This window comes from Synechococcus sp. Tobar12-5m-g, from assembly GCF_024345415.1.
Taxonomy (GTDB): domain Bacteria; phylum Cyanobacteriota; class Cyanobacteriia; order PCC-6307; family Cyanobiaceae; genus Regnicoccus.
Genome location: NZ_JAGQBB010000016.1, coordinates 50,626 through 69,593, shown reverse-complemented (window position 1 = coordinate 69,593; position 18,968 = coordinate 50,626). Strand labels below are relative to the sequence as shown.

Annotated in this window: 17 protein-coding genes and 1 tRNA gene; 10 read left to right on the top strand and 8 right to left on the bottom strand. The window is 68.0% G+C overall.

The genetic code is table 11. The annotated features are described in order from the left end of the window. On the bottom strand, positions 1 to 199 hold a 199-nt coding region (locus tag KBY66_RS10965), incomplete at its 3' end, for a sigma-70 factor domain-containing protein (RefSeq protein WP_315855504.1). 98 nt (positions 200 to 297) lie between these two features. Here KBY66_RS10965 and KBY66_RS10960 point away from each other — a divergent pair. Further along, positions 298 to 1,014, top strand: coding sequence for a pseudouridine synthase (locus tag KBY66_RS10960; protein WP_255089503.1), 717 nt, complete (start codon positions 298 to 300; stop codon positions 1,012 to 1,014). 24 nt (positions 1,015 to 1,038) lie between these two features. After that, positions 1,039 to 1,974 carry a helix-turn-helix domain-containing protein gene (locus KBY66_RS10955; protein WP_255089501.1) on the top strand — a complete coding sequence of 312 codons (936 nt, stop codon included), beginning with the start codon at positions 1,039 to 1,041 and terminating at the stop codon, positions 1,972 to 1,974. Here the strand turns inward: KBY66_RS10955 and malQ are convergent. Both malQ and KBY66_RS10945 read right to left on the bottom strand, forming a co-directional pair. Then, the gene (gene malQ, locus KBY66_RS10950) at positions 1,911 to 3,464 is read right to left on the bottom strand and encodes a 4-alpha-glucanotransferase (RefSeq protein WP_255089500.1); all 1,554 of its coding nucleotides are present in this window, start codon (positions 3,462 to 3,464) and stop codon (positions 1,911 to 1,913) included. The genes KBY66_RS10955 and malQ overlap by 64 nt on opposite strands. Next, positions 3,461 to 4,663: a Coenzyme F420 hydrogenase/dehydrogenase, beta subunit C-terminal domain gene (locus KBY66_RS10945; RefSeq protein WP_255089499.1), complete on the bottom strand. Its 1,203-nt coding sequence runs from the start codon at positions 4,661 to 4,663 to the stop codon at positions 3,461 to 3,463. The genes malQ and KBY66_RS10945 overlap by 4 nt, the downstream gene beginning before the upstream one ends. Before the next feature lie 138 nt (positions 4,664 to 4,801). On the opposite strand from KBY66_RS10945, the gene KBY66_RS10940 reads away from it, so the two are divergent. Continuing rightward, positions 4,802 to 5,752 carry an LCP family protein gene (locus KBY66_RS10940; RefSeq protein ID WP_255089497.1) on the top strand — a complete coding sequence of 317 codons (951 nt, stop codon included), beginning with the start codon at positions 4,802 to 4,804 and terminating at the stop codon, positions 5,750 to 5,752. A 15-nt stretch (positions 5,753 to 5,767) separates the two neighbouring features. Here the strand turns inward: KBY66_RS10940 and KBY66_RS10935 are convergent, their stop codons facing one another. Further along, the gene (locus KBY66_RS10935; protein WP_255089489.1) at positions 5,768 to 6,268 is read right to left on the bottom strand and encodes a hypothetical protein; all 501 of its coding nucleotides are present in this window, start codon (positions 6,266 to 6,268) and stop codon (positions 5,768 to 5,770) included. 102 nt (positions 6,269 to 6,370) lie between these two features. Between KBY66_RS10935 and KBY66_RS10930 the strand changes: the two genes are divergently transcribed. Further along, complete coding sequence (locus KBY66_RS10930; protein ID WP_255089487.1) at positions 6,371 to 7,366, top strand: ribose-phosphate pyrophosphokinase; 996 nt, start codon at positions 6,371 to 6,373, stop codon at positions 7,364 to 7,366. Positions 7,367 to 7,479: 113 nt separating this feature from the next. Then, entirely contained in the window at positions 7,480 to 8,634 is a 1,155-nt protein-coding gene (locus tag KBY66_RS10925; RefSeq protein WP_255089486.1) for a glycoside hydrolase family 10 protein, read from the top strand. Here KBY66_RS10925 and pepN read toward each other — a convergent pair. The 3 genes from pepN to KBY66_RS10910 form a co-directional block, all read right to left on the bottom strand. Continuing rightward, entirely contained in the window at positions 8,607 to 11,279 is a 2,673-nt protein-coding gene (gene pepN / locus KBY66_RS10920; RefSeq protein ID WP_255089485.1) for an aminopeptidase N, read from the bottom strand. The two genes, KBY66_RS10925 and pepN, sit on opposite strands and share 28 nt — an antisense overlap. 45 nt (positions 11,280 to 11,324) lie before the next feature. Next, a complete protein-coding gene (locus KBY66_RS10915; protein WP_255089484.1) occupies positions 11,325 to 11,822 on the bottom strand; it encodes a hypothetical protein in 498 nt (165 codons plus the stop codon). Positions 11,823 to 11,935: 113 nt separating this feature from the next. Beyond that, entirely contained in the window at positions 11,936 to 12,355 is a 420-nt protein-coding gene (locus KBY66_RS10910) for a cAMP phosphodiesterase (RefSeq protein WP_255089483.1), read from the bottom strand. 119 nt (positions 12,356 to 12,474) lie between these two features. Between KBY66_RS10910 and KBY66_RS10905 the strand changes: the two genes are divergently transcribed. Together KBY66_RS10905 and KBY66_RS10900 are read left to right on the top strand one after the other, a co-directional pair. Beyond that, positions 12,475 to 13,641, top strand: coding sequence for a histidine kinase (locus tag KBY66_RS10905; protein ID WP_255089482.1), 1,167 nt, complete (start codon positions 12,475 to 12,477; stop codon positions 13,639 to 13,641). 72 nt (positions 13,642 to 13,713) lie between these two features. Then, a tRNA-Glu gene (locus tag KBY66_RS10900) sits at positions 13,714 to 13,786 on the top strand. Between the two features lie 238 nt (positions 13,787 to 14,024). On the opposite strand, the gene KBY66_RS10895 is transcribed toward KBY66_RS10900, so the two are convergent. Then, the gene (locus KBY66_RS10895; protein WP_255089505.1) at positions 14,025 to 14,519 is read right to left on the bottom strand and encodes an SRPBCC family protein; all 495 of its coding nucleotides are present in this window, start codon (positions 14,517 to 14,519) and stop codon (positions 14,025 to 14,027) included. A gap of 254 nt (positions 14,520 to 14,773) precedes the next feature. Between KBY66_RS10895 and KBY66_RS10890 the strand changes: the two genes are divergently transcribed. The 3 genes from KBY66_RS10890 (at position 14,774) to KBY66_RS10880 (ending at position 18,943) form a co-directional block, all read left to right on the top strand. Continuing rightward, a complete protein-coding gene (locus KBY66_RS10890) occupies positions 14,774 to 15,940 on the top strand; it encodes a phycobilisome linker polypeptide (RefSeq protein WP_255089481.1) in 1,167 nt (388 codons plus the stop codon). A 116-nt stretch (positions 15,941 to 16,056) separates the two neighbouring features. Then, positions 16,057 to 17,580, top strand: a complete 1,524-nt coding sequence (zwf, locus tag KBY66_RS10885) for a glucose-6-phosphate dehydrogenase (RefSeq protein WP_255089480.1) — start codon at positions 16,057 to 16,059, stop codon at positions 17,578 to 17,580. Positions 17,581 to 17,641: 61 nt separating this feature from the next. Beyond that, positions 17,642 to 18,943, top strand: a complete 1,302-nt coding sequence (locus KBY66_RS10880; protein WP_255089478.1) for a glucose-6-phosphate dehydrogenase assembly protein OpcA — start codon at positions 17,642 to 17,644, stop codon at positions 18,941 to 18,943. Positions 18,944 to 18,968 lie beyond the last annotated feature (25 nt).

The window sequence follows — 18,968 nt, the reverse complement described above, 5'->3', positions numbered from 1 at the left end:
TGCTGCCACCGCGCATCTCCAGCTCCTGTTCCGCCTCCTCGAGCCGCATCAGCTCCTGCACCTGGCGGCCCAGGGTGATCTCCTGCTCATGGCTGAGCAGGGGCACCCGGCCGATGTCACGAAGGTAGGAGCGAACCAGGTCGGCGCTGGGAAGGATCCCCTGGGAGGAATCGGCTGCGGCCATGGGGAGCGAGGGCATGGTGCCGGTTCGGGAGTTAGGAAACTCTTGTGTTTCGTAAATTACCATTATTTGAGCGCCCCACGGCGCCGAGGGCAGGGTCAGAATGGGCAAGGGCGATGGTGGCTGAGCGTCTGCAGAAACTGCTTGCCACCGCAGGACTCTGCTCGAGGCGCAGGGCCGAGCAGCTGATCAGCGAAGGCCGGGTTCTGGTCAACGGCAGGGTGGGGCAGCTGGGCGACCGCGCCGATCCCCGCCTTGACCGGGTGGAGCTCGACGGCCGCCCGTTGCCAGTCCGTCCAGCCCCGATCCGGCTGCTTCTCCACAAGCCCATGGGGGTGCTTAGCAGTTGTCACGATCCCCGGGGGCGCCCCACCGTGCTCGACCTCCTTCCCAGGGAGCTGAGCAAACAGACCGGCCTCCATCCGGTCGGCCGGCTCGACGCCGACAGCCGCGGCGCCCTGCTGCTCACCAACGACGGTGCCCTCACCCTGCGCCTCAGCCATCCGCGCTACGCCCACGCCAAGACCTACCGCGTCCGTCTGGCGGGCCATCCGACGCAGGCCTGTCTGGAGCGCTGGCGGCGGGGCGTTCCGCTCGATGGCCAGCCCGCCCTGCCGGTGGCGATTCAGGCGCTTCGCCACGGCGCCGAGAGCTGCTGGTTGGAGCTGACGATGCAGGAGGGGCGGAACCGCCAGATCCGGCGCACGGCCAGCCTCCTGGGTCATCCCGTTCTGGATCTGCAGCGGGTGGCGATCGGTGCCATCCAGCTGGGTGATCTGCCAGAGGGGCACTGGCGCCACCTTGCTGACCAAGAATGGCGGGATCAGGCCTGACCCCGCTGCGCCGATCGAAGCTCCATGCCCCGCCCCCGGATCGTTTCCCTGCTGCCGGCCCCACTCAGGCTTTGGCTGCAGCGCAACCGTGGCAGAAAGCCCACCCATGCCGAGCCCGTGCTCGACCCCCTCGTGCAGGTTGGAACGTTGTTGCGGCGTCAGCGTGAAGATCGGTCTTTAAGCCTGCGCCAGCTGGCGATCGACACCCGGATCAGCACACCGGTGCTGGAGGCCCTGGAGCGCGGCTGGCGCGACAGGTTGCCCGAGACGGCCTATCTCCGCACGATGCTGCCCCTGCTGGAGCGTCACCTGGAGTTGCCGGTGGGCTCCCTGGCGCCTGCCTTGCCGGCGAAGTCCGACCCGCTCCAGGAGGCCTGGCGCTCGGGCCGTCCGTCCCTGCTGGCAAGGTTCACGCCCGGTTCGATCGATGTCTTCACCACCTGGCAGGGCACCGTGCTCTATGCCGCGGTCACCCTGGCCCTGATCTATGGGGTGAACCTCCAGCAGCAGCGGCTCGCCGCCGCCAACCAGTTGACCCTGCGGCCGGTCTCCCCCCTGCCGATGGCGGAGCAGGCCACCCCGGCTGATGCCGGCTCCGAGCTCCTCAAGGCCTACCCCGATCTGCGCCCACTGCAACAGGCCGAGCAAGGCGTTGCGATGCAGCAGCTCCACGGCGCCGACGCTGGCGACGCCCTCAAGCCAGGGGTGCTTCGCTTGGAGCTGAGCGGTCCCACCCGGATCAGCCTGAGCAGTGAAACCGGCGAACGGAGTGAGCTGCAGGCCGCCAGCGGAGAGCTGGTGCTGCAGATGCAGCCGCCCATCCAGCTGAATCTGGACCCCGCTCCCTCTCGCCCGGCGGTGTTCTGGGACGGCCAGCCGCTCAGCCCCCGGGCTGGTCAGGGGGGCAGCTTCCGGATTCCGGCCAGCTCTTCCCCGGCCCCATCGGCGCCGCGGCCATAGCGCCGGGCCAGTCCGTCCAGTCCCTGCAGCGCACCGCGCAGGGCCTCAATCGGCTCGGTGAGACGCCAGCTCCAGTTGCCCTCGGTGGTGCCCGGGGTGTTGAAACGGGCCTGGTCGTCGAGGTGGAGGAGGTCTTGAAGGGGCACGATAGCGAGCTCCGCCGACGAGCCCAGGGCCAGCTCCAGCAGCTGCCAGCCCGGGGCATCGATCGTCTGGCCGATCCGCTCTCCCACCTGGCGCCGCTGGTCTTCGGCAAGCTCTCGCCACCAGCTGAGGCAGGTGGCGTTGTCGTGGGTGCCGGTGTACACCACCCAGCGATCACCGCGGTAGTTCTCGGGCAGGTAGGCGTTGTCGGCGTTGCCGTCGAAGGCGAACTGGAGAATCTTCATGCCCGGCAGCGCGAAGCGATCCCGCAGCTCCTCCACCGGCGGGGTGATCACCCCCAGGTCTTCGGCGATCAAGGGGAGTCCGCCGCCGCAGCGGTGCTGCAGGGCCCGCAGCAAGGGCACCCCCGGCGAGCGATGCCAGACCCCGTTCTCCGCCGTGGTGTCGCCGGCCGGCACCCGCCAGTAGGACTCGAGGGCACGGAAGTGATCGAGCCGAAGCAGATCGAGCCGCTCCAGCTGACCCCGCAGGCGCCGCAGCCACCAGCGGAAGCCGGTGAGCCTGTGCAGGGGCCAGCGGTATACCGGTGTTCCCCAGAGTTGGCCGGTGGCCGAGAAGTAATCCGGCGGGACGCCACTCTGGGCGGCCAGGGAGCCATCCCCGCGCACCGAGAACAGGCAACGGTGCGCCCAGACATCGGCGCTGTCGTGGGCCACGTAGAACGGCAGATCGCCGATCAGTTGCACGCCCCGCTGGCGGGCGTGATCGCGGATCCCCTGCCATTGACGCTGCAGTTGCCACTGCAGCAGGGCTTCCTGTCGCAGCGCTCCGCCCTCCTCGCGCTCCAGGCGGCGCAGGGCCCTGCGCTGGCGCCCCGCCAGGGGAGCGGGCCACTCCCACCAGGGCCGCTCGCCCTGGTGGGCCCGCAGCACCATGAACCGGCAGTGATCGCTGAGCCAGGGGGCCTGCTGCTGGCACCAGCTCTCGAAGGCCTGTCGATGGCTGGCCGACTGGCGCTCCCAGCGCTGCAGCAGGAGCTGGCCCAGGGCCGCCGCCCTCACCGGGCAGGCCTCCAGATCAAGGCGGTCGAGCCGACCACCGGGAAGGGTGGCCAGGTCAGCGGGATCGAGGAAGCCCTCGTCCACCAGCTGGGCGGCATCGAGGAACCAGGGGTTGAGGGCGAAGCCGCTGGGGGAGCTGTAGGGGGAGCCGGTGCCATCGGTGGGGGCCAGGGGAAGCAACTGCCAGGCGCCGATCCCCTCATCGGCCAGCAGGTCGAGCCACTCCCGGGCCGCCGCACCGAAGCTGCCGCAGCCCGGTGTACCAGGCAGGGCGGAGGGATGGAGCAGAACACCGCAGCGCCGGGGCCGCCCGGGGAGGGTCACGCGGCGGGCAGCCGGTAGCGACCGATGATTTTTTTGGCGAAGGCGGGGATGTGCTGCTCGGCGATCTCTGGGTGGTGGCGCCGCACCCACAGGGCGTTGCGAGTGAAGTGGGAATCGATCGAGAAGCGGCCGTACTCCAGGCCCTTGGGTCCGAAGCGCTGCACGAACACGCCCACCAGCTCGGCCAGCCAGCCTGGCAGCCGGATCGCCTTGTCGTAGGCCTCGATACCCTGCTGCACGGCGGCGCGCCGGTCGCCGCCGCTGCTGACGGGCGCCAGATCCAGCTCCGCCTCCACCAGATCGAGCAGTTGCTGGCCCTTGGGATTGCGCACCACCAGCCACTGGCGGCCGAAGCTGGCCCCCATGTAGCCCACCACCAGGTCGGCGCCGGCGTTGGTGTAATCGAAGCAGCTCAGGCAGCTGGGGGCGAAGACGCCCTTGAGCTTCGGCGTGTCGAGCGCAAAGAAGGGCACGGTCTCGGCGCTGCCGTCGCTGTGGCGGAAGTGGATGCGGAAGTCCTGCATGAACTCGTAGTGCACCACGGTGGCCGGTGAGCGGCTGGCGCTCTCCAGGAAGGTCTGCAGCCCGGAGCGGCTGACGTTGTCGACGCAGGGAAGGCCTAGCACGTAGAGGGCATCGAGGGGCAGGGTGTCCTGCACGGCCCGCAGGGCCTGGATCTGGCAGCCCACCCCGATCGCCAACAGGCGGCGGATGCCGCTGCCTGGCAGTTGCTCCAGCACCTGCAGATTCGGTGAAAGGGTGGGCTTGTTCACCCGCGCCGCCAGCACCTGCTCGGGGGTACGGGCCAGCACGGGCACCGGCGTGAAGCGATCGTCCGGGCTCTGCTGCACGCACAGCACCGCATCCACCAGCCCCGATTCCAGGGCGCGCACGCCAAGGCGCGACACGATCCCGGTCCACTGGGCGCCCTCGATCGGAGCGGCGAGCCGGGCCGTCGTCATGCGCTGATGGACACCGAAATAGAGCTCGTCGGCGTTGTCGAGGTCGCGGCTGCGGCCGTGGGCCTTCTCCTCCAAACGCTCGAACTGCTGGTTGAGGAAGGCGCAGGCGGTGCGGACGTAGGCCACCCAGCGGCTGTCGCAGAGGCCGCAGTCGCTGCAGAGGTCCCGGGCCGGCTTGACCCTTCCCTTGGCCAGGGGCCTGGCCCGTTCGTGGGGAGGGAGGGAAGCGGTGGTCACGGTCGAGCCCTGCCGTGGAGGATTTCGGCGCGACCAACCTATCGGCCCCCGCAGTCGCCCTGGTGCGGCTCATGGTTGGGGCTGACCCGCTGGGGCTGAGCGAGAGTGAGACAACCGTTCGCGCTTTCAGCAACGCCCATGGCCGGCAGGGAGGGTGAAATCAACACTGCCAAAGGAGGTGGTCGCACCCTGCTGGTGGCGCTGGCGGCAGCCCTCGGCCTGACCGGCGGGATCGGCCTGATCAACCTGCTCTGGACGCCGGCGGATCCCGACCAGCTCAGCGGCAGCTCCGACGGCGGCATGGCCCGACTGGCCGATCCCCCCAGCCGCCCGATCACCCTGCTGCTGATCGGCAGCGATGCCGACAAGCTCGGAGCGGCCCAGAACGGGGCCGCTCCAGCGGGCCCCGCCAACAGCGACGCCTTGATGCTGGTGCGGATCAAACCTGACGGTGCGCTGCGCCTGCTCAACCTGCCCACAGATCTGGCTGTTCAGCTCCCCGGCGCCCAAGGGGTGCAGTCGCTGGGGTCGCTGTACCGGCAGGGAGGCGCCGCCCTCACCGGCACGGCCGTGGCGGCGCTGCTGGGGCTGGAATCCGGCCAGCCCGAGCGCTACCTGGTGCTGCCGCGGGGCGCCCTGCGGGAGCTGGTCGACGGGCTGGGCGGCGTCGAGGTGAACCCGCAGACGGCGATGCGCTCCACCGACAAGGCCCAGCAGTTCACCGTTGATCTCCAGGCCGGTCTGCAGGAGTTCAGCGGCCGGCAGGTGGAGCAGATGGTGCGCTTCAAGGAACCCGCCCTCGGCGAGCAGGGGCGACGGATCCGCCAGCAGCTGGTGCTCGATGCCCTGCTTGAGCAGATCGCCAGGGCCGATCAATGGCCGAAGCTCCCGGAGCTCCTGGTACGGTTGACGCCCCAGGTCGAGACCAACCTGTCCAAGGGGGAAGCCCTGAGCCTGCTGACCGTGGCGATGCAGAAGCCCGGCTCGATTCGCTTCGATCAACTGCCCCTGTCTCCGCCCACCAAGCCGAATCAGCCGTTGCGCCAACTCCAGGCGACGGCTTCGATGCCCCTCTGGCCCCGTGACTGAAGCGGCCCTGGTCCTTCAGTCATTCACCAGCTGCTCCCAGCACAGCATCAGTGCCCGCGCCAAGGCCAGCTCCTGCTCCTCCTGGCTGGAACCTGCGGTCGGTTCGGTGAGGCCCGACAGGGCACCCAGCCAGGCGAGCCCCTCGCGGCTCCGGGCCTGCCAATTCCACGATCCGCCCCACTGCACGAGGCCCACCAGGGGCGCCCTGCTCGCCGTCAGCAGGGCGCTGTAGGCGGCCGCTGCCCCCCCATCCACCACCGCCTCCTCGACCAACAGAACGGTGGGCTGTCGCCAGGCGCCGAGCAGATCGGCCCAGCGGCCGTCGGCTTCAAGCCAGCGCCCCGGGTCCTCAAGCAGGGGCGCCAGCCAGGGGCCACCTCGCCCGGCCTGGGCCGCCAGGCGGGAGGTGGCGGTGCCGGTTTCCGGCCAGGGCACCAGCGGCAGAGCCAGCAGGGCGGCGAGCCGTCGGCTGGCGGCGAGGGTGCTGGCGGGTTCGCCACCCGCGCTTGCCACCACCAGCTGAGGCGCCAACCCGGCAGCGAACTCCATCGTTTTTTGATGTTCTAGTGGCCCCTGGCTTCTACCATCAGGTCCCAGCCGTGCTCCATCGCCCCCGCCGTGAGCAGTTTCTTGACCGCTGACCAGGTGGAGCAGGGCCAGGCTCTCCATGAAACACGGCGTCTGCGGCTGTTCAGCGGCACCTCCAATCCGGCCCTGGCCCAGGAGATCGGCGCCTACCTGGGCGTGCCCGACGGCCCGCGGGTGATCAAGCGCTTCGCCGATGGGGAGCTCTACATCCAGATCCAGGAATCGATCCGTGGCTGCGATGTCTTCCTGATCCAGCCCACCTGCGCTCCGGTGAACGATCACCTGATGGAGCTGCTGATCATGGTGGATGCCTGCCGCCGTGCCTCGGCCCGCCAGATCACCGCCGTGATCCCCTACTACGGCTACGCCCGCGCCGACCGCAAGACCGCGGGCCGCGAATCGATCACCGCCAAGCTGGTCGCCAACCTGCTGGTGAAATCCGGCGTCGATCGGGTGCTGGCCATGGACCTGCACTCCTCCCAGATCCAGGGCTACTTCGACATTCCCTGCGACCACATCTACGGCTCGCCTGTGCTGGTGGATTACCTGCGCACCCGTGATCTCGGCGAGGTGGTGGTGGTGTCGCCGGATGTGGGGGGGGTGGCCCGGGCCCGGGCCTTCGCCAAGCAGATGAGCGACGCCCCCCTGGCGATCATCGACAAGCGGCGCTCCGGACACAACGTGGCCGAAAGCCTCACCGTGATCGGCGATGTGGCAGGCAAGACCGCGATCCTGATCGACGACATGATCGACACCGGCGGAACGATCTGCCAGGGGGCCCGGCTGCTGCGGGATCGGGGCGCCAGTCGGGTGCTGGCCTGCGCCACCCACCCGGTGTTCTCGCCGCCGGCCTTCGAGCGGCTGGCCGAGCCGGGCCTGTTCGAGGAGGTGCTGGTCACCAACAGCATCCCGATCTCCACCGAGAGCGCCTTCCCCCAGCTCCAGGTGCTCTCGGTGGCGAACATGCTGGGCGAGGCGATCTGGCGCATCCATGAAGAGAGCTCCGTAAGCTCGATGTTCCGTTAGCGCCAGCGCCGCTAACCGGATACGCTCCGGCCCAGATCACTCCCTTCACCATCAACGCCTTCCCGCTCAAGGTGCGGCTCAAGCGAGCCCTCCCTGCCCTGCTCACGACCCTGATGACCGCCGCGCTGCAAGGCCTCGGCGCCCGCCCCGCCCTGGCCGCCAGTGAGCGGGTGGGGGTGTGGCTGACCAACAGCCCCAGCCCCCTCTATTACGACCGCCGCCGGCTGGAGAGGGCCGTCGACGAGCTGGCCGACGCTGGCTTCAACACCCTGTACCCCAATGTGTGGAGCCGGGGTGCCACCTTCCACCGCAGCCGCTTCGCGCCGATCGAGCCTGCCCTGCAGAAGGCCGATCCCGCCCTCGATCCGATCTGTCACCTCACCCGTTCCGCCCACCGCCGCGGCATGAAGGTGATCCCCTGGTTCGAATACGGACTGATGGAACCCGCCGATGCGGAGGTGGTGCGGCGCAACCCGGACTGGCTGCTGCAACGCAGCGATGGCAGCACGCTCTATGCCATGCATGGGGCCAACCTCAAGACATCGCCGCTCAAGGACCTGCGGGTGTGGCTGAACCCGGCCCATCCAGGCGTGCGGGCCCGCTTCATCGGCCTGATCGGCGAGATCGTGCGGCGCTGCGGCGTGGATGGCATCCAGCTGGATGATCACTTCGCCTGGCCGGTGGAACTGGGTTACGACCCCTACACCAGCACCCTGTTCCGCAACGACACCGGCCGCGAACCGCCGAAGGATTACACCAACCGGGAATGGATGAGCTGGCGTCGTCACCGGCTCACCGACCTGCTGCGGGATCTGCGCAGCGAAATGAAGCGATCCCAGAGCGCCGCGGTGATCAGCCTCTCGCCGGGCCCTTTCCGTTTCGCCTACAACCACTGGCTGCAGGACTGGGAAATCTGGGCCCTCGGCCAGCTGGTGGATGAACTGGTGGTGCAGAACTACGCCTATTCCGTGCCTGGCTTCGCCAAGGACCTCCGGCAATCGGCTCTGGTCAAGGCGCGCCGCTGGGGGATGCCGGTCCAGATCGGCCTGCTGGCGGGCTTCGGTGGCCGCACCACCCCGATGCCGGTGCTGAGCCAGAAAGTGAAGCTGGTGGCCGAAGCGGGACTGGGCGTGATCTATTTCTACTGGGAAGGTCTCTGGGGGCTCTACGCCGGGCCGGAAGGAGCCGCCGCCCGCCAAGCCGCATTCCGCAGCCTGCACGACGCCACCTTCCCGGACCCCTACCCCCGCTCCAAGCCGAGGCACTGATCCACCACCTCCCGGGTGTTGGGGGAGAGATCAGCCGCCGCGAGTTGCAGGGCGGCCTCGTGCATCCGCTCGCCCCGAACCGGCCCGTAGCTCTGCCATCGGCTGAACAGCTTGGCCAGGCGGGAGGCCGTGATCGGATTGCGGCCATCCAGCTCCGCGATCTGATCGGCCATGAACCGGTAGCCCGCTCCATCGATCGCATGGAACACGGGGGCATTGCCGGCCAGGCCCCCCAGCACGGCCCGGATCGAATTGGGGGCGGCGGGATCGAAGCGGGGATGGCGCAGCAGGCCCCGCACCCGCTCCAGACCATCGCCGAACGGCGCGCTGGCCTCCAGGGCGAACCAGGCATCCAGGATCACCGGCTTCTCCCGCCAGCGGTCGTGGAAGGAGGCCATCGCCGTGGCTCGCTCGGTTGTTTGGAACGGCTGCAAGGCCCGCAACCCGGCGCGGGCCAGGGTCATCGAAGGCCCCGCCACCGCGGCTGCCGCGGCCGCCATCACGGGGCGATCACCGGCCGCCGCCCGCCAGCACCAGGCTGTGGCCGTGAGCATTCGCTCGCCATTGCCCGCCGGCCAGGGCCGCTCCCACTGGGCCCTGCAACGCTCCAGCGCCCGCTGCAGGGGGGTGGCCAGGGCCTGGCCAAAGTGCTGCTGCAGCCCCGCTAAAGAGGCGTAGAGCCTGGGGGGATCGGGTTCGGCCATCGCCTGCTCCAGTTCGGCGATCCCCGGCAGGGCCATCAGGCAGGCACGGCTGGCATCGGGCAGCTCAAGGTCCTCGAGGATGCGCGCAAAGGAGCTGACCAGGCCGGCTTCGAGCTCGGCATCGGCCGTGCCGCCGGCCCGCTCCAGCACCGCCTGGCGCAGCAGGGCCTGGCCGGCATCCCAGCGGGCGAAGGGATCCGGATCGCCGGCGAACAGCAGGAGCAGTTCGCGGCGTGAGCGGCTGATCTCCACCTGCACCGGGGCGGAAAAGCCCCGCAGCAGCGAGAGGGCAGGCGGTTCAGCCGCCGGGGGCAACCCCTCGAAGCGGATCCGCTGCTCCGGCTGGTCGATCACCAGCATCCCCTGCTCTCCGAGGGGGAGCTCCTCTCCGGCGGCATTCAGCAAGCCTAGGGCCAGCGGGATCACCAAGGGCTGCTTGAGCGGCTGGCCAGGGGTGGGCGGCGTCCGCTGCCGCACGACCAGGTCCAGCACCCCGGCGGTGCCATCCCAATGGCGCTCCACTTGGAGCACCGGGGTGCCGGCCTGGTGGTACCAGCGCCGGAAGTGGTCAAAATCGAAGCGAACGGCCCCGGAATCGCCGGCTCGCCAGGCCTCGGTAGCCGCCTCCTCCATCGCCTGCACGAAGTCCTCGCAGGTGGCGGCGGTGCCGTCGTGGCGACGCACGTAGAGCGCCATGCCCGCCATGAAGGTGGGCTGGCCCAGCAGGGTGTGGAGCATGCGGATCAGCTCCGCCCCCTTCTCGTAGATGGTGGTGGTGTAGAAGTTGTCGATTGCCTGATAGTGATCCGGCTGCACGGAATGGGCGGTTGGTCCTGCATCTTCGCGGAACTGGGTGTTGCGCAGCATCGAAACATCCTCGATGCGCTTGAGGGCGGCGGAATGGAGATCAGCTGTGAAGCACTGATCCCTGAACACGGTGAGGCCCTCTTTCAGGGAGAGCTGAAACCAGTCTCGGCAGGTGATGCGGTTGCCGGTCCAGTTGTGGAAATACTCATGGGCAATCACACTCTCGATCCGCTCGAGCTCACCGTCGGTGGCGGTGACGGCATCGGCCAGCACCAGCTTTGAGTTGAAGATGTTGAGGCTTTTGTTCTCCATTGCGCCCATATTGAAATGGCGCACTGCCACGATGTTGAACTCATCGAGGTCGTACTCCAGCCCATACACCCGCTCGTCCCAAGCCATCGAGCGCTTCAGGGATTCCATGGCGTGGGCGGTGTAGGGGCGATCGCCCGGCTCCACGTGCAGGCGGAGCAGCACCGGGCGGCCGGAAGCGGTGGTGAAGCTGCCTGTCACCTCCTCCAGCCGGCCGGCCACCAGCGCGAAGAGGTAACTCGGCTTGGGGAAGGGGTCATCCCAGATGGCGTAGTGGCGGCCGTCCGGCAGGGGTCCGCGCTCGAGGCAGTTGCCGTTGGAGAGCAGCACCGGGCAGCTGGCCTGGTCGGCCTCGATGCGAACCTGGAAGCGGCTGAGCAGGTCCGGCCGGTCGGGATGGAAGCTGATCCGCCGGAAGCCCTCCGCTTCGCACTGGGTGGTGAACATCCCACCGCTGGCATAGAGCCCCTCCAGGGTGGTGTTGGTCTGCGGCTGGATCCGCACCAGGCTGGTCATCACAAAGGGCCCTGGCGGCGGTGCCTGGATCCAGAGACGGTCGCCTTCCTGCCGGTAGGCGTCCGCGGCGAGCGGCTCCCCATCGATCGCCAGCTCGAGCAGTTCGAGGTCGACACCACGCAACTCCAGGGGTTCCGGCGTTCCCGAACCGGTGGAGGTGGCGATGCCCTTGCCCGGAGACCAGGAGAGGGCGGCCTCCACCTGGGCGTGGTCGTGGAACAACCGCACGGTCAGGTCGGTGCGATCGAGCTGGTACGGGAACGGCCGGTAATCGGCCAGTCGCACGACGTTGCGGGGGGGCACGGCCATGGGGGCCAGGGGGGAGCGGGTGCCTGATCCTGGCCCCCCAGCGCGTCACCAGGGCAGGGGGTCGCGGCCCTGGCCGGCATTGCAGCCCACCTGGGAGCCGAGCAAGGCTCCGAGCGGAACGGCCCAGCTGCGGCCGTCCTGGCGGGAGGCGGCGTAGCCGATGCCACCGCCCATGACCCCGCCGACCAGGCGACCGATCGAGCAGCGGCGCTGCAGGGCCTGGGCCTCCTCCCAGGTGCTGGGGGCTGGCTGGTAGCGGGGGGTGGCGATGGGCTGGTTCGGGAAGTCCTGGTAGGCGGGAGGCTGAACGTACTGGGTCCGAACGACAGGCACCTGGCCGTAAACGGGCACCTGGCGATATCCCACAACCTGCTGTTCCATGGTCTGCACTTGAACCGGGATGGGGCTGGAACCGTAGTAAGGCTGGGCCATGGCGGCAGCGGGGATGGCGATGGCCAAACCCACCAGGCCGGCGGCCAGGGTTGCCGGGGATTGGGGACGGAGCGAATGGGCGAACAGCATGGCGACAGTGGCGATGGACATCCCCTAAGGGATGCCATCAGCAAAGCCGCCAGATCTGAACAAGCCGCAACCAGGCAGGCCCTCGTTTGCGTCTGAATGCGACTCCGGGCTCGCGCTGAAGCGGGCGGGCTGGGTTACTTCGCCGGAGGCTTGGTAGCGCCTCCCTGCTTCTTGATGGCGTCCTCCACCTTCTTCACCACATCGGGGGGAACCTGCTTCGGGCAGATCTCAACGGCGCCGATCACCGCCGAGTTAACCGACCCGCGCCGCAGTTCCTCAATCGTGAGTGGCTTGGTGCCCACCTGCTTGATCAAGCCACCATGGACACCCTGAATCACCTGGGCGATGGTCTCACCGGCGATCCCCACGGCTTTGTCGAACTCCACGGACGCACCGCGGGCAATGCAGACGTTGACGGCCGCAATGCGGGTGTAGAGGGACATCTCGGCCTCCGTGGCCGGGGCGGCCTGGGCCTCGGCAGCCAACAGGGAGAACGGAACGATCAACAGGGATGCCACCAGCAGGCGGTGGCTCCAGCGGGGCAGGAGGCGCAAGGGGGAACGGATTCATCAGGCCCCATGCTGAACCATCGCTGGCCGATCATCAATCGGGCCAGGCTGCTTCAGCCGTCCCTTCCCATAGTCTGGTTGCCACGTTTCGGTTTCGTGACAGGGTGCCCGCCAAGGGGGAGTCCAGCCTCACCAGCACTGCCCCGGAGGTCGCCCTCCCCTCCCCCAGGCGGGTTCTGTCCCTCCTGGTGGTGGCGGCACCTCACCATCTGGCTTCTCCCGACCTGCAGGCGGTGTTCCGGTTCCTCGAAAGCTCCGATTACGGCTTCGAGGTGAGCCTCCAGGTCGCTGATCCGGCCCAACGCCCCGAACTGCTGGAGCTCTATCGCCTGGTGGCCACCCCCGCCCTGGTCAAGCTGCTGCCGGACCCGAGACAGGTTTTCGCCGGCACCACGATCCTGGAGCAGCTGAAGGGCTGGTTGCCGCGTTGGCAGCAGCTGGAGGTGGTCAGTGGCCTGGGCATGAGCCTGCGGCCGGCGGAAAGTGATGGCAGCCGCAGCCAGCGGGAGCTCCAGCTCGAAGACCAGTTGCTGGTGCTGCGCCAGGAAAACGACACCCTGATCGAGCGCCTGGGGGTTCAGGAGCGTTTGCTGCGGATGGTGGCCCATGAGTTGCGCACCCCCCTGACGGCGGCCAAGCTCGCCCTCCAGAGCCTGCAGCTGGGTCATATCGGCGCCAACCGCTGCCGCGATGTGCTCGACCGCCGCCTCGGCGACATCGAGCATCTCTCCCAGGACCTGCTCGAGGTGGGAACGACGCGTTGGGAGGCCCTGTTCAACCCCCAGCGGCTCGACCTGGGCTCGGTGGCGGCCGAGGCGCTGCTGGAGCTGGAGAAACTCTGGCTGGGCAGGGATCTGGAGATTCTGGCCGACATTCCCGCTGATCTGCCGAATGTGTTCGCTGATCACCGGCGCATGCACCAGGTGATGCTCAACCTGTTGGAAAATGCCCTGAAGTTCACCCCCGATGGCGGCCGGGTGGAGCTCTCGATGCTGCACCGCACCGCCCAATGGGTTCAGGTGAGCGTCTGCGATAGCGGCCCGGGCATCCCCAGGGCTGAACAGGAGCGAATCTTTCTGGATTCCGTTCGGCTTCCCCAGACCTCCGGCACCACATCGGGGTTCGGGGTTGGCCTATCGGTGTGCCGCCGGATTGCCGAGGTCCACGGTGGCAGGATCTGGGTGGTGTCGCAGCCCGGCGAGGGGGCCTGCTTCCATTTCACCGTGCCGATGTGGAGCGGCCAGCATGCGCCGGGCCAGAACCCTCCTTGACGAAGGGCCTCTCTGAACCGTAGCTTCCACCTATCGGTTCGCCTGGCTTCCAACGCTGTGCCCCGTGGCCTCGCCCCCATCGTCTAGAGGCCTAGGACACCTCCCTTTCACGGAGGCGACAGGGGTTCGAATCCCCTTGGGGGTATGCAAATGATGAAGCTCTCCTGCGTTCAAGGTTGTTGATGGATCGTTCATCAGAAGGCTTCGCTTCAATCACTTGTCCTGAATCTTCTGCCAGGTCTTGTTTGCTTGAAGCCCCGCTCAGTTAATCCTGCTCCATGGCATGAAACCGGCTGGAGATTGTTATTTGGTCGATTCAATCTTCGTTGCTCCTTGAATCCAGGGCTGGATCCCGTGGGTTGAGCCTGGATCCGAAGTTTCACTCATCCGGCCTCCGTCCGATCGGCTCGTTGCCTGCTGAAGCGCTGCAGCGCTTCCTGCTGCACGGCACGCAAGTTGGCGGCGAGATCCTCGCGGAGGCGTTGCTCGATCAGGCCGATCGGCATGCCGGGCCGTCCCTGCACGGTGAGCTCGTAGAGCAGCCGTGCCCCCATCGGATCCCGGCTGACCGTCCAGGCCCCCTCGAAGCGACGGAAATCCCCCTGGGTCATCCGGAAGCGCAGAACCCCGTCCTCCCGCTGCTCCACCAGCTCCAGTTCGACGCGGGCACTGAAGCGAAGCCCGCAGAACTGCTGACACCCCACCTGCTCGAGTCCCACCTGCCTGCCGCGGCGCCAGAGCAGGCGCGAGGAGGCGAGGTTGGGGATGAAACAGCTGAGATTTTCGTAATCCGTGATCACCGTCCAGATCAGATCGTGGTCCAGCTCCAGGCGCAACTGAACGGCGAGCCGACGCGCCCCCTGGGGCAGCCGCTCCATGTCCTGCTGAATCGTGTCGAGGGCACAGGCCTCAAGCCCCTGGGCGACGCCTGCATGCGGAGCGATGTCAAGGGCTGAAGGGTGCGCCAAATGGGGAACCGCAGGATTCAGGGAAAGCAGGGTGAGGGCCACGACACCCCGATGTCAGCATCCCAACCTAACCCTGCTCTTCAGGCCCTCCCTGGGTGTCTTTGCGGCAGTTCAGGCGAAGGGCCTTCCCTATGATCACAACGCATTTTCGGGATTCGTGGCCGATGCGCACCTCAACCGCGGCGCTTCGCCAGAGCGATGCCCGCATGTTCACCCTGGTGGTTCAGGGTCTGCGTGCCCCCGGCGAGCGCTCCGCTGAGCGGCGCTTCACCCTCTCCCTTACCCAGATGCAGGCCACCCTGCGCATGATCAACCAGCAGGGCGGCCGGATCATCTCCGTCACCCCGATCGATGACTCCGGATCCGCGGTGCCATCCGCTTCGGCGGACCCCACCCCGGCACCCCCCGCCAACCCAGCCCCTGCCATGACCAGCGCCCCCAGCCACGCGGCTCCGCCCGTCAACCTCTACAAGCCAAAGGATCCCTACGTCGGCACGGTGCTGGGGAACTACTCCCTGCTGGCGGACGGAGCGATCGGCCGGGTGAACCACATCACCTTCGACCTTTCGGAAGGCAACCTCCACTACGTGGAAGGCCAGAGCATCGGCATCATTCCCGATGGGGTCGATGCCAACGGCAAGCCCAACAAGCTGCGGCTCTATTCGATCGCCAGCACCCGGCACGGCGACAATCTCGAGGACAAGACCGTCTCCCTGTGCGTCCGCCAGCTTCAGTACGAGAAAGATGGCGACACCATCTTCGGCGTGTGCTCCACCTTCCTCTGCGACATCGAGCCCGGCGCCAAGGTGAAGATCACCGGACCGGTGGGCAAAGAGATGCTCCTGCCCACCGATCAAGAGGCCAACGTGATCATGCTGGCCACCGGCACCGGCATCGCCCCGATGCGGGCCTACCTGCGGCGCATGTTCGACCCGGGCGAGCGGGCCAAGAACCCCGACTACGCCTTCCGGGGCAAGGCCTGGCTGATCATGGGAGTGCCCACCACGGCCAACCTGCTCTACGAAGACGACTTCCAGAGCTACCTCGCCGAGTACCCCGACAACTTCCGCTACACCAAGGCGATCAGCCGCGAAGAAAAAAACCCAAGCGGCGGACGGATGTACATCCAGGACCGGGTCGCCGAACACGGTGAGGAGATCTTCAACCTGATCGAAGATCCCGCGACCCACGTCTACATGTGTGGCCTGCGGGGGATGGAGCCCGGCATCGACGAGGCGATGACCACGGCCGCCGCGGCGAAGGGTCTGGACTGGACGGTGCTGCGTCCCCAGCTCAAGAAGGAGGAACGCTGGCATGTGGAAACCTATTGAGCCCCATTGGCGGGGCCGACTTTTTGCCGAAACCACCACATAGCCGAAGCACGCACACCGGAGTCGGGGGGTTCCCGGCTTCTCTGGTTAGCTGAGCCCGATCGCTGCTTCGTCCCATGACCGCCACCCTGACGAATCCGCTGAGGGTCGGGCTGCGCCAGGAACGGGTGATCTCGCCCCAGTGCCTGGTGATCTTCGGGGCCAGCGGGGATCTCACCCACCGGAAGCTGGTCCCCGCCCTGTTCGAGCTGTTCCGCCAGCGGCGGCTGCCCAGCGAGTTCGCGATCCTCGGTTGCGCCCGCCGCCCCTGGAGCGACGATGAGTTCCGCGCCAAGATGGCGGCGGCCCTGGCGCCTGTGATCCGCGACCATCCCACCGCCTGGGAGCAGTTCGCCAGCGGGCTGTTCTACGAACCGGTCGATCTTCAGCAGAGCGAACACCTGGTGCGGCTGGCCCATCGGCTGGAGGCCATCGACCGGTTGCGGGCCACCCGGGCTAACCGCACCTTCTATCTCTCGGTGTCACCGGATTTCTATGGCAGCGGCTGCCGCGCCCTGGCCGACGCTGGCCTGCTGAGCGATCCAAAGCGCAGCCGGGTGGTGATCGAGAAGCCCTTCGGCCGCGATTACGGCAGCGCCGAGCAGCTCAATCGGATCGTCCAGGCCTGCGCCCAGGAGAACCAGGTCTTCCGGATCGACCACTACCTGGGCAAGGAAACGGTCCAGAACATTCTTGTGCTGCGCTTCGCTAACACGATCTTCGAGCCGATCTGGAACCGCAACTTCATCTCCAGCGTGCAGATCACCGCCGCTGAAACGGTGGGGGTGGAGGAGCGGGCCGGCTACTACGAGAGCTCCGGCGCCCTGCGGGACATGGTGCAGAACCACCTCACCCAGATGCTGGCCCTCACCACGATGGAGGCGCCCGGCCGCTTCGATCCCGAAGCGATCCGCAACGAGAAGGCCAAGGTGCTGCAGGCGGCCCGGCTGGCCAATGAGGACGAGCCGTGGAAATGCTGCGTGCGCGGCCAGTACGCGGCCGGCGGCAGCGCCAATGATCCCCTGCGGGGCTACCGCGAGGAGCCAGGGGTGAACCCGAACAGCACCACGGAAACCTATGTGGCGATGAAGCTTTTCATCGACAACTGGCGGTGGCAGGGGGTGCCCTTCTACCTGCGCACCGGCAAGCGGCTGCCCAAACGGCTCTCCGAGGTGGTGCTCACCTTTCGTGAGGCGCCGGTGCACCTCTTCGATGCCGCCGGCGGCAGCCCCACCGCCAACCAGCTGATCCTGCGCATCCAGCCCGATGAGGGGGCGGGCTTTGTGTTCGAGGTCAAGGCGCCGGGATCTGGCATGCGCAGCCGCCCCGTGGACATGCATTTCTCCTACGACGAATCCTTCGGGGAACCGTCGGATGAGGGCTACGTTCGCCTGCTGGCGGACGCCATGCTGGGGGACCCCACCCTCTACACCCGGGCTGATGAGGTGGAGGCCGCCTGGCGGCTGTACACGCCGTTGCTGGAGCTGATCGAGGACAGCCCCTGGCAGTTGCCGGTCCATCCGTATGAAGCCAGCACCTGGGGGCCCGGCGCCTCCGACAGCCTTCTGGCCAGCGACGACCTGATGTGGCGCCGGCCCTAGGGCCCGGCTCCCCGGCTCCGCTTCGAACCCCTGCCCGCCGACCTATCCCGCGCCCGCCCCGATGTCCCCCCAGCTCACCCTTCAGGCTCCCCTCGCCCTCTCCCCCAACGAGGTGTCCGGCTATCTGGATCGCCTCTGGGAGAAGGATCTGGAGGCTTCGACCGGTGCTTCCACCTTCACCCTGGTGGTGTGGGAGCCTTCCTGGCTGCAGCAGCAGCTGATCCGCACCGGCCACATCGACGGCCCGATCAGCGGCCTGCTCAATGAGCAGCTCTTCGAGGTGGCCCGCGCGGTCACCGCCGACTGCGGCCTGCCGCCCTGCACGTCCCCGATGGCCCCCGAGCTGGCCTGGGCCCTGGGGCAGCAACCGGGTAGCCACACCGCCGAGGATCTGCGCGGCCAGTTCGTGGACCAGGCGATCAGCGCCCATCGTCCGCGCCGGCTGATCACCCTGGCCCCCACCCTGCGCGACGACCACCCCCTCGAAACGCTGGTGGCCGCCTACTGCCCGCTGCCGGAGGAGCGCAGCGGCAGTGCACCGGCCTGCGGCGATGTGGTGGTGTTGCGGGGGGGCAAGGGCGCGATCGAGCAGGGTCTCGGCATGGTCAACCCCCTGGTGGCTGACGACCTGCCCTGCTGGGTGTGGTGGAACGGCTCCCTGGATGAGTCCCCCAACCTGCTTGAAGCCCTGGCCCTGCCGTCGCGGCGGCTGGTGCTGGACAGCTCGATCGGCGATCCGCGCCGCTGCCTCGATGTGCTGGTGGAGCGGATCGCCGCCGGCCAGGCGGTCAATGACCTCAACTGGTTGCGCCAGCGCACCTGGACCGAATCCCTGGCGATGGTGTTCGATCCACCCGGCCGGCGCGATGCCCTCACCCATGTGGTTCAACTGGACATCGATGTGGAAGGTGATCACCCGGTGCAGGGACTCCTGCTGGCGGCCTGGATCGCCGACCGGCTCGGCTGGCACCTGCTGAGCAGCTACCGCATCCCGGCCAACGGAACCGAAGCCGGGATCGGCGCGGAGTTCCAGCGCAATGACGGCCAGATCGTTCAGTTCCGGCTGATGTCGGTGCCGGTGGGAGTTCCAAAGAGCCATCCCGGCGCCCTGGTGGGGCTGCGGCTGATCTGTTGCCCGGAAGGACGGAAACCCCTGTGCGTGATCCTCTGCTCCGAATCGGGCGGCTGCATGCGGTTGGAGGCCGGGGGGGTGGCCACGATGGAGCTGGCCGAGGAAGTGGTGAGCCTCTCCAATGAGAGCGAGGAGATGGAGATGGCCCGCCTGCTCAGCGGCGGCCACGATTCCACCAACCCCTTGCTTGCCGCCGCCGCCCCCGTGGCGGCCAAGCTGCTGCCGCACTGAAAGGGTTCGCAAGGGGCGCGCCGCC

Coding starts and splice junctions, on each gene's coding strand:
- KBY66_RS10915 (WP_255089484.1), bottom strand. CDS start 11,822: ATGTCCATCGCCACTGTCGCCATGCTGTTCGCCCATTCGCTCCGTCCC.
- KBY66_RS10940 (WP_255089497.1), top strand. CDS start 4,802: ATGGCCGGCAGGGAGGGTGAAATCAACACTGCCAAAGGAGGTGGTCGC.
- KBY66_RS10955 (WP_255089501.1), top strand. CDS start 1,039: ATGCCCCGCCCCCGGATCGTTTCCCTGCTGCCGGCCCCACTCAGGCTT.
- zwf (WP_255089480.1), top strand. CDS start 16,057: ATGACCGCCACCCTGACGAATCCGCTGAGGGTCGGGCTGCGCCAGGAA.
- KBY66_RS10895 (WP_255089505.1), bottom strand. CDS start 14,519: ATGGAGCGGCTGCCCCAGGGGGCGCGTCGGCTCGCCGTTCAGTTGCGC.
- KBY66_RS10925 (WP_255089486.1), top strand. CDS start 7,480: ATGACCGCCGCGCTGCAAGGCCTCGGCGCCCGCCCCGCCCTGGCCGCC.
- pepN (WP_255089485.1), bottom strand. CDS start 11,279: ATGGCCGTGCCCCCCCGCAACGTCGTGCGACTGGCCGATTACCGGCCG.
- KBY66_RS10890 (WP_255089481.1), top strand. CDS start 14,774: ATGCGCACCTCAACCGCGGCGCTTCGCCAGAGCGATGCCCGCATGTTC.
- KBY66_RS10880 (WP_255089478.1), top strand. CDS start 17,642: ATGTCCCCCCAGCTCACCCTTCAGGCTCCCCTCGCCCTCTCCCCCAAC.
- KBY66_RS10960 (WP_255089503.1), top strand. CDS start 298: ATGGTGGCTGAGCGTCTGCAGAAACTGCTTGCCACCGCAGGACTCTGC.